This window comes from Oleiphilus sp. HI0079, from assembly GCF_001635105.1.
This window is the reverse complement of record NZ_LWFT01001255.1, coordinates 1-962: the sequence shown is the minus strand read 5'-3', so window position 1 is coordinate 962 and position 962 is coordinate 1. Positions and strand designations below refer to the sequence as shown.

The 962-nt window shown below is 49.7% G+C and carries 1 protein-coding gene; it reads right to left on the bottom strand.

Annotated features, from left to right (window positions below; all coding sequences use genetic code 11):
• The coding region (locus A3750_RS22110) for a VWA domain-containing protein (RefSeq protein WP_197475236.1) at positions 1-962 on the bottom strand (962 nt) is incomplete at both ends.

The window sequence follows — 962 nt, the reverse complement described above, 5'->3', positions numbered from 1 at the left end:
GGATGATTTATCTTTTCAAACAGCCGCTGTATGTTCTGCTTCACCTGTGAAAGATCACTAATGTAGGTAAAGGTGCCTCTACCTGCCTCGGCGGCGCGTCGCATAAAATAGCTATTAGGGGCTGAGCCTATTCCCACAGTAAACAGACGCGTCGTAGAGAGCATTTTTTCTATCAGGCCCAAAAGCGCATCTTCATTACTGACAGCACCATCCGTGATAAAAACAACTTGCCGGAAGAGCGCGTCATCTTCTCTGGTCAAAGCAAGCGTTAAGGCCGCTGTCATCTCTGTCCCTTTGTCTGCCTGTTGACGATCGAGGGCGCTCCGAGCCTCAAGTATGTTTCGACTTGTTGCTTTTCTGGAGCTTGCAAATACGGACCACGCCGTATCATTGAAAAACAGGATATTGAAACGGTCCTCGCTATCTAGATTTGCCAACGCGGAGCGAATCGCTTGCTTAGCCTGCCGTATTGATGCCCCCTGCATACTGCCAGAAACATCAAGAACAAAAATTAACTCACGCGCGCCATGCTCGATAGAGGAACTTGGCGCTGGGGGCATCAACATCAGCATATTGTAGTACTCACCGTTGACCGGCTCCGAAAACAAAGAAACTTGCGAATACGCCTTTTCGGCATAACGCCAGTTCACGACAAAGTCGCGGTTCGAGCGATTTTCCGAGTCTCCTGCAGTTACCTGAAAATGGGAGTCACTCTGTTTGTCCACATGAAGTGTATGACTATCGCTCCATATACGTTCAACGGGCATGCCCGCGCCAAGATCCATATGCAAGCGGACTGGGTTTGAGTCCGGCTCGCCGATATCTCGATATGCAATTTGGTGCTCTTTAGAGAGAAAGGCTGGTAAGCCTCGTCGGGCATTTGGGTCATACTGCGGCGTTGCCACTAAGGGCACTCTCAAACTGTAGCCATGATCCTTAAAGTCGAGCATGGTTTGGTAGCT